The organism is Mesorhizobium sp. M7A.F.Ca.ET.027.03.2.1, assembly GCF_003999175.1.
Taxonomy (GTDB): Bacteria; Pseudomonadota; Alphaproteobacteria; order Rhizobiales; family Rhizobiaceae; genus Mesorhizobium.
Window position 1 is genome coordinate 1 of record NZ_RZOM01000136.1, and the last position, 8,786, is coordinate 8,786.

9 protein-coding genes are annotated in these 8,786 nt (G+C 63.0%); 7 read left to right on the forward strand and 2 right to left on the reverse strand.

Features of this window, described 5'->3' with window-relative positions; genetic code table 11:
* The coding region (locus EN750_RS08760) for an ATP-binding cassette domain-containing protein (RefSeq protein WP_145967506.1) at positions 1-578 on the reverse strand (578 nt) is incomplete at its 3' end.
* A gap of 81 nt (positions 579-659) precedes the next feature.
* The gene (locus EN750_RS08765) at positions 660-1,739 is read right to left on the reverse strand and encodes a substrate-binding domain-containing protein (RefSeq protein WP_127396172.1); all 1,080 of its coding nucleotides are present in this window, start codon (positions 1,737-1,739) and stop codon (positions 660-662) included.
* A gap of 343 nt (positions 1,740-2,082) precedes the next feature.
* Here EN750_RS08765 and EN750_RS08770 point away from each other — a divergent pair, with 343 nt between their 5' ends.
* The 7 genes from EN750_RS08770 to EN750_RS08800 all read left to right on the forward strand — a co-directional run bounded on the left by EN750_RS08770 (position 2,083) and on the right by EN750_RS08800 (position 8,601).
* Positions 2,083-2,733, forward strand: a complete 651-nt coding sequence (locus EN750_RS08770; protein ID WP_023809404.1) for an SGNH/GDSL hydrolase family protein — start codon at positions 2,083-2,085, stop codon at positions 2,731-2,733.
* Positions 2,734-2,790: 57 nt separating this feature from the next.
* A complete protein-coding gene (locus tag EN750_RS08775; RefSeq protein ID WP_127326628.1) occupies positions 2,791-3,885 on the forward strand; it encodes an ROK family transcriptional regulator in 1,095 nt (364 codons plus the stop codon).
* Between the two features lie 135 nt (positions 3,886-4,020).
* Positions 4,021-4,713 carry an XRE family transcriptional regulator gene (locus tag EN750_RS08780; protein WP_127396173.1) on the forward strand — a complete coding sequence of 231 codons (693 nt, stop codon included), beginning with the start codon at positions 4,021-4,023 and terminating at the stop codon, positions 4,711-4,713.
* Between the two features lie 3 nt (positions 4,714-4,716).
* Positions 4,717-5,796, forward strand: a complete 1,080-nt coding sequence (locus EN750_RS08785) for an extracellular solute-binding protein (RefSeq protein ID WP_127396174.1) — start codon at positions 4,717-4,719, stop codon at positions 5,794-5,796.
* A 24-nt stretch (positions 5,797-5,820) separates the two neighbouring features.
* Positions 5,821-6,726, forward strand: coding sequence for an ABC transporter permease (locus EN750_RS08790; protein ID WP_127396175.1), 906 nt, complete (start codon positions 5,821-5,823; stop codon positions 6,724-6,726).
* Between the two features lies 1 nt (position 6,727).
* Positions 6,728-7,528 carry an ABC transporter permease gene (locus tag EN750_RS08795; protein ID WP_127396176.1) on the forward strand — a complete coding sequence of 267 codons (801 nt, stop codon included), beginning with the start codon at positions 6,728-6,730 and terminating at the stop codon, positions 7,526-7,528.
* Positions 7,525-8,601 carry an ABC transporter ATP-binding protein gene (locus EN750_RS08800; RefSeq protein WP_127396177.1) on the forward strand — a complete coding sequence of 359 codons (1,077 nt, stop codon included), beginning with the start codon at positions 7,525-7,527 and terminating at the stop codon, positions 8,599-8,601. The genes EN750_RS08795 and EN750_RS08800 overlap by 4 nt, the downstream gene beginning before the upstream one ends.
* The last annotated feature ends 185 nt before the right edge of the window (positions 8,602-8,786 follow it).

Sequence of the window (8,786 nt, forward strand, 5' to 3'; positions counted from 1 at the left end):
GCCTTCCCCTTATCGCGCAGCCGGCGGATGTTGCGGTTGAGCACATCGACATCGGCCGCGTTGAGCGCCGCCGTCGGTTCATCGAGGATGAGCACGCCGGCGTCGGCCTGGATGCAATGCGCGATCTCGACGAATTGCCGCTCGGCTATGGTCAGGTTTGAAACGAGTTGCGACGGGTCGAGCGTGAGGCCGAGTTCGCCAAGCGCCTTGGCGGTCTGGCTGCTCATCACCCGATAATCGATCGAGCCGAACCGGGTCGTCGGCTCCCGGCCCAGAAACATGTTTTCGGCGATCGACAGATTGGGCAGCAGCGAGTGCTCCTGGAAAACGGTCGAAATGCCGGCATCGAGTGCGGCTCGCGGCGATTTCAGATCGAGCTTCTCCCCGTTCATGAAGATCTCACCGGAATCGGGCTGATGCACGCCCGCCAGGATCTTCATCAACGTCGATTTGCCGGCGCCGTTCTCGCCCATCAGGGCGTGGACGCTGCCCGCCTTGAGACCGAGGGAAACGGAATGGAGCGCCTTGCTCCCTCCGAACGCCTTCGAAATGTGGGACATCTCGATAAGATTGGTCACGAAACCCTCGAACGAACCGGATTCGACAGATGGAATGGCCTGCGGGGAATGCTTGTCCACTCCCCGCCAGCCACGGCGCCGTCACTTCTTGCCGTAATATTCCTTGAGCTTGTCTTCTGGCAGTTCGCTCGGCCACCAGACATTGGCGGTGAGGTCGTCGCGATAGTATTTTTTGGCCTTGTCCTGGTCCCATCCGTCGGGATTATAGACATAGCGTTTGTAGAGCTGATTGCCTTCCAGAAGGGCAACGGCGGCGCGCACGCCGGCCGCACCTTGGGCGGGGCTGTATTCCGGCGAGATCGACTTGAACCCGTCCGTGATCCACTGGCCGAAATAGCCATTGTTGCCCTCGCCCGAAATCGGAGGAACGGGCGTGCCGAACTGCTTGAAGACATCGACGCAGGCGCGCGTCATGTCGGCGCCGGACGACCAGATGCCGTCAACCTGTGGGTTGTTCAGATAAAGCGTCTCGCACAGCTTCTTGGCCTTGTCGTACTGCCAGTCACCATGCTCCTCGGCGATGATCTGCACATGGGTGCCTTTAAGTGATTCCAGTAAGCCGTTGTAGCGGTTGGTGTCTTCCGGATGGCCGGCCAGGCCACGCAGGACCCAGATCTTGCCGTTGTCGCCGACGGTCTTGACCAGCCAGTCGCCCATCACCTTGCCGAAATGCTCGGCGCCGCCCTGGATTTCGGTGGTGTAGGCGTCGGAATCGATGCGGCCGGTGTGAAGGATGACCGGGATGCCGGCGGCGACCGCCTTGGCGATGCTGGCATTGGCCGATGTGCTGGTCACCGGCTGAACGATGATCGCGTCGACATGCTGCGCGATCAGGTCCTCGATGTCGGCCACCTGCTTTTTCTGGTCGAAGCCGGCATCGAGCAGGATGAATTTCGAGATGCGCCTGTCCTTGGCCGCGGCGTTCTCCGCCTCATGCGCCACCTGTACTGTCCAGGTGTTGGCGTTGACGCCGAAGTCGCTCATGCCGATGACCCAGGGCGGGTCCTTCTTGAACGCACCGGCCGCGGTCATGCGCGTGTCGTCGGGGCGCGGCGCGACGCCGTCCATCAGCTTGATGTCTTCCGCATGCGCCAGGGACGTCACGGCAAGCGTGGACGCAACGAGCATCCCCAGGCCGACGGTTTTCAGCAATCCTAACATTAAACTCTCCTCCTTGTGGTTGCCCCGGCCTACGAATTCGCATGGCCGGCCGTACGAATGCGTACGGCCATGAGACGCTCTCCCAATGCATGCTCGTTGTCGCAAACCGACCGATGCACGCAATTCTCCCGCCCCCGAACACATACGTGCCGAAGCCCAATTCCTGCTGGACGATGATGACGGTCGAGAACTCCTCCGGGCACTTTAGAAGCACAGCGGATTCGCCCTGTCAATAGTTAGTCATGTTGAATGACTATTCCCTTGCTTGCCTTTCACCGCTCCACTATCCATCATGAATGGCGCTCGCCGGCTTCGGCGCGCTGTCAGTCCCGGCGGAAAAAACATGCGATCAGTCTTGTGCTACGGCGACTCCAACACGCACGGCCAGATCCCCGGCAGGGGGCCGCTCGAGCGCTATGGGCCGGGTGAACGCTGGCCGGGGATATTGCGTTCTCAGCTAGGCCCCGACTGGTATGTCATCGAGGAAGGATTGAGCGGCCGCACCACCGTCCACGACGACCCGATCGAGGGCGCCCACAAAAACGGCAGAACCTATCTTCGCCCCTGCCTGCAGAGCCATGCGACGCTCGACCTCGTCATCATCATGCTCGGCACCAACGACCTGAAGATCCGCTTCAACAAGCCGCCGTCGGAAGTGGCGATGGGCATCGGCTGCCTCGTCTACGACATCAAGGAACTGGCGCCCGGCCCGGGCGGCTCGACGCCCGAGATCATGATCGTGGCGCCGCCACCGATGCAGGACGACGTCAAGGAATGGAAGTCTATCTTCGCCGGTGCGCCGGAGAAATCGCGCCTGCTCGCGCTCGAGTTCGAGGTTCTGGCGGACTCGCTCGAACTCCACTTTTTCGATGCCGGCTCGGTGGTGTCGTGCAGCGAAGCGGACGGCTTTCACATCGATGCCGAGGCGCACAGATTGCTGGGCACCGCACTTGCCCGCGCGGTCGATGCCATCGGCTGGAGCCGCTCGACATGAGCAACACTACAGCCACCGGGCAACGAGCTCCAACCGACGGGGCGACCCTTGCCTGACATGAGGTTCGCACCACCTAATCCCTTGCGCATCGCCGATCGTGCGAGCGGGCTGAATGCGTTGAGCGTCCGCAGCTACAATGAGCGGCTGGTGCTGTCGCTGCTGCTTCAGAACGAAGGCATTTCGCGGATGGAAATCGGCGAAAAGACCGGCCTGTCGGCGCAGACGGCCTCGGTCATCGTCCGCTCGCTCGAACAGGAAGGCCTGGTCTCGCAGGGCGAGGCGCAGCGCGGCCGCGTCGGTCCGCCCACCATCCCGCTTTCGCTCAACCCGGAGGGCGCCTATGCGGTTGGCGTCGGCTTCAGCCGCCGCAGGATCGACATCGCACTCATCGATTTCATCGGCACCGTGCGCTTCCACACGCAATTGCCGGCGGATGAAGCCAATCCCTTTCCCCAAAGCAGCGATCTGTTCGGCGCGATCAGGCAAGCCATGACCAGCCTGCCGGTCGAGGCGCGCAGCCGGGTTGCCGGCATCGGCCTGGCCGTTCCCGACGATGTCGACACGATGGCTGCAACCCGCAACGGATCGAGCACCTCGCTGAAAGCCTTGCAGGGGGAGATCGAGGAACAGATCAAGCTGCCGGTTTTCGTGCAGAACGACATCACCGCGGCGGCCGGCGGCGAGAGCATGTTCGGCGTCGCCAAGCCGCTCAACGACTATTTGTTCTTCTATCTGGGAGCACGGCTGCAGAGCAGGCTCATCCTCAACCACCAGATCTACAAGGGAAACTCCAGCGCCAGCTTCGATCATGGCCTTGTGCGCCTGGAGAGCGAACTGACCAAGCGCCGGCGCCCGTCCGAAATCATCTGGAGCAGCAGCCCCGAGTGGCCTGACCTTGGCGAGGCCTACAGCGAATGGCTAGGGGAATGCTCCAACCGCCTGAAAGCCTCTATTTCCGCACTGACCCAGTTTGTCGAATTCAGGACGGTCGTCCTGTCCAGCTACGCGCCGCAGAAGATCGCCAAGGCCTTGTGCGCCGACATCGGCCGGGAATTCCCCGGCATCGAAGCGCTGCCCGCGCGGGTCAGCATCAGCCCGAAGGCCGTCGGCGCGGCAAGCCTGCCATTCAGTTCGCGCTTCATGATCCAGTGATCGAGCCGAACCGGCGTTGCCGGTCGGCCGATTACGGGCTCTCTGCAGGTCCATCGATGATTTTCAAATGACAAGGCGATTCCGCTTGCCAGGACGCCTCACTTAATAGCATGTTAAGTGAACCCTGAGATCGCCATGAAAATCGCTGCGGATCACGCACTCAACGACAATGCCGCAACCAGCGCCGAAGCGCGCCGCTCGACGGTATTGGGCGATCGCATCAAGGCCTATCGCACCACGCGGCGCCTGACGCTGCGCCAGCTCGGCGACATGATCGGCACCACCGCCAGCTTCCTGAGCCAGCTCGAGCGCGGCCTTTCGGGTGCCAACACCAGCACGCTGATGCTGATCGCCAACGCGCTCGGCATCAGCCTCGCCGATCTTTTCGACGAACGCGAGGTGTCGCCGCACGCGGTGCTGACACGCGCCGAGCGGCCGGCGCTGCCGACCAGCGAGGGCTACCGCAAGACGCTGCTGTCGCGCCGGCCGATCCGCGAGATGGAAGTCTATTGCGGCGAGTTCGCCGTCGGCGGCTCCACCGGCGACGTGCCCTACACGCATGGCAACGCGAGCGAGATGTTCCTCGTGCTGCGCGGACGCGTGCAACTGACGCTCGGCGACGAGAGCTTCACCCTCGAAGAGGGGGACAGCATCGAATATTCGACCTCGACGCCGCACCGGACGATCAATGTCGGCGATGCGGTGGCCGAAGTGCTGTGGATCATCGCACCGCCGACAAGCGGCGCCGTCGACCTCGACCAATATGTATCCCGGAAAACGCTCGCGCCCGGTCTGCCAAAATCAAACAGCGAGCCATCGGAGGGTTAGAAAATGGGAAGCAGATCAAGATTGGCCGGGTTTTTCGGCGCCGCCGCACTGGCATTGCTTGCGGCCGCCGCTCACGCGCAGAACGCGCCGCCGGCCGGGACCGTGGTGGACGGGTCGCTGAAGGGCAAGACGCTGACCTTCGTCTCGTATGGCGGCATCTACCAGGACGGCCAGGTTGCCGCGCTTAAGGAATTCGTCGACAAGAGCGGCGTCAAGCTTTTGAACGACGGACCGACCGAAATCGCCAAGCTTCAGGCGCAGGTCGAATCAGGCAATGTGACCTGGGATGTCGTCGACACGGATGATTTTCCGCCCTTCGTGCATTGCGGAAAACTGTTCCAAAAACTCGATCTGACCAAGCTCGACATCTCGCACATCCCGCCCGGACAGGTCGGCGAGTGCAGCGTGCCGGCGATGAATTACGGCATGGTCCTGATGTACAAGAACGACACGTACAAGGACAATCCGCCAAAGGACTGGAAGGATTTCTTCGACACCGCGAAATTCCCCGGCACCCGCGCCATCGACGGCAGCGGCAGCCCGCTCGGCGGCCTGATCGAACAGGCCATCCTGGCCGACGGCGGCAAGGTCGACGCCATGACGCCTGCCGATATCGACAAGGGCATCGCCAAGATCAAGGCGATCGGCCCCGACACGATCTTCTGGAAGACCGGCGCAGAATCCCAGCAGCTTGCCGAATCCGGCGAGGCCGACATGATCATCATGTGGACCGGCCGCGCCATGACGGCGGTCAAGAATGGCGCTGCCTATACGCCGGTGTGGAAGGACTGGCTGGTCGTCATGGATCAGCTGACCATCCCGGTCGGCGCCAAGGACCCCGATGCCTCCTACGCGCTGATCAACGCCTATCTCGGCAAGAAGTCGCAGGAGATCCTGACCGAGCAGACCTCCTACTCGCCGATCAACAACGAGGCACAGCCAAAGGTCGACACGTCCGTCGCCGCCTTCCTGACCAACACGCCAGACCACGCCAAGCTCGGCTATCAGCAGAACATCAAGTTCTGGGTCGCCAACTTCGCCGCTGCGTCCGACAAGTGGACGGCGCTGATGGCCGGCAACTGAGCCGGCTACCACTGAGGTGACGGCGTGAGCCAGACATCGCATACGCCGACGGCCGGGGGTGATCATCCCCGGCCGTCAGGTGCCGTGCAGGGGCCGCAGCGGCGCCTGCGCCTTGCCGCCTATCCGTCGCTGCTGGCGATGCCGGCCCTGCTCCTGCTTATCGCGGCTATGGGCTATCCCTTGCTGACCGTCACGCTGCGCAGTTTTTCGGACCCGGCCTGGGGCCTGCAGAACTACGTCTGGTTCTTCTCCACGCCGGTGAACGTCACCGTCCTGTGGCGCACCTTTTCCATCGCCGCCTGGGTCACCATCGTCTGCGTCATCGCCGCCTATCCCTACGCCTATCTCATGACGGCGGTCGGGCCGCGCCTGCGGCTGGTCCTCATCCTGTGCGTGCTGGTGCCGTTCTGGGTCAGCGGCGTGGTGCGCACCCTGGCCTGGGTCATCCTTTTGCAGGATTCCGGCATCATCAATTCGGTCATCAGGCTGCTCGGCTTTGACGGTGTGAAGCTGATCCGCACGCAGACCGGAGTCGTCATCGGCATGGCGCAGGTGCTGCTGCCGTTCATGATCCTGCCGCTCTATTCGGTCATGCGCGGCATCGATTTGCGCCTCGTGCAGGCGGCGCGCAGCCTCGGCGCGCGGCCCGCACGTGCCTTCCTGCAGATCTATCTGCCGCTGTCGCTGCCCGGCGTCTTTGCCGGCGCCATCATCGTCTTCATCCTGTCGCTCGGCTTCTACGTCACACCGGCCCTGCTCGGCGGCACATCGAACATGATGCTGGCAGAGATGATCGCCCAGACGGTGCAGTCGCTACTCAACTGGGGGCTCGGCAGTGCGGCCGCCTTCGTCCTGCTTGTCGTCACCATGGCGCTCTACGCGATCCAGCTTCGCCTGGTTGGTGCCAGGCGCGCCGGGGGAGGGATCTGACATGCTGCTCGACTATGAACGGCTCGGATGGCTGCGGGTGGCGCTTGTCGGCTTCACGGCGGCCGTCGCGGCATTCCTGCTGCTGCCGGTGGTCTTCATCGTGCTCCTGTCGTTCGGTTCGTCGCACTGGCTGGCCTTTCCGCCACCCGGCTGGACGCTGAGATGGTATCAGCAATTGCTGGGCGACCCGACCTGGATCGATGCCGCGCTGACCAGTGCCCGAATTGCCGCCATGGCCGCTATGCTGGCCGTCATCATCGGCCTGTTCGCTGCCTTCAGCCTGGTCAGGGGTGAGTTCCGCGGACGCCAGGTCCTGCGCGGATTGCTGTTGACGCCGATGGTGCTGCCGGTCGTCGTTTTCGCCATCGCCATCTACGCTTTCTTCCTGCGCATCGGCCTCGCCGGCACCACGGTCGGCTTCGTCATCGCCCACACCATCCTGGCGCTTCCCTTCGCCATCATCCCGATCACCGCGGCGCTCGAAGGTTTCGATAAATCGATCGAGGATGCAGCCATCGTCTGCGGCGCAAGTCCGTTTCAGGCGCGGCTGAGGATCACCTTGCCGTCGATCAGGATCGGCATCTTCTCGGCCGCGATCTTCTCGTTCCTGGCCTCGTGGGATGAGGTCGTGGTGGCGATCTTCATGGCAAGTCCGACCTTGCAGACCTTGCCGGTTAAGATCTGGGGCAGCCTGCGCGCAGACCTCAGCCCGGTGGTCGCCGCCGCCTCCAGCCTGCTCGTGGGCCTGACGTTTTGCCTGATGATTGTGACCGCACTCCTTCGCAGAAAATTGTCCAGATGACCCGGTCCTTCCTGTCCATACGCGCGCTAAGAAAGACGTTCGGCGCCTTCGTCGCCGTCCACGACGTGACCATCGATGTGCCCAAAGGTGAATTCCTGACATTCCTCGGCCCGTCCGGCTCCGGCAAGTCGACGACGCTCTACGCTATTGCGGGTTTCCAGGATCCGAGCTCAGGCGATGTGCTTCTGGAGGACATGTCGCTGCTTTCGGTGCCGTCGCACAAGCGTAACATCGGCATGGTGTTCCAGCGCTACACGCTGTTTCCGCATCTGAGCGTCGCCGAGAATGTCGCCTTTCCGCTGCGCGTGCGCCGCCGGCCCGATGCTGAGATCAAGCGCAAGGTTGCCGACATGCTGGCGCTGGTGCGTCTCGAAAACTTCGCCGACCGCCATCCGGGCGCGCTGTCTGGCGGCCAGCAGCAGCGCGTGGCGCTTGCCCGCGCGCTCGCCTACGACCCGCCGATCCTTTTGATGGACGAGCCGCTATCGGCGCTTGACAAGAAGCTACGCCAGGAAATCCAGGCCGAGATCCGCCGCATCCACCGGGAGACAGGCGTCACCATCCTCTATGTCACGCACGACCAGGAGGAGGCGCTGCACCTATCCGATCGAATCGCGCTGTTCAGGGAAGGCCGCATCGAACAGATCGGCACCGGCGAGGATCTTTACCTCCGGCCGGCGAGCGAATTTGTTGCCGGCTTCATCGGCAACTCGAATTTTCTGCCGGCTGAGCATTTGCAAACCGCGCGTGGCGCATCCACGATCCGCCTGGCCGACGGCTCGATCGTGACCGGTATCAAAACGACAACATCGTTCGGCCAGGGTCAGAGGGTCCGGCTGATGGTGCGCCCGGAAGCCTTCCGCCTCGCGCCTGGAGCCATGAGCGCGGCGCTCGCCGTCGAGATCATCGACACGGCGTTCTTTGGCGACCGCCGGCGCGTCATGGCGCGCACGGCCGCCGGCGACGAAATTGATGTCAGGCCAGCCTCTGACGCGGAGGGAGCAGACAGCGCCACAACATCAGGCAAGCGTATCTTTTTTGATCCCGGATCGGCCTTCTTGTTTCCGGCCTGAAGGGCCGGATTGGTCAGGTCGCGTCGATGTCTGTGAAGGCCCGAAGAACCGCTTCTTAAAATCCGTGTCTGAACGCTGCCGATCCGCTCCTGGCCCAACGCCGCCGGACTGCTTTGCGCCTCATGGTCGTAAGGTCGGTTTTGCCATCGCCTGAAAGCTGACGATCGCAGGCGACTGCGCTGGAA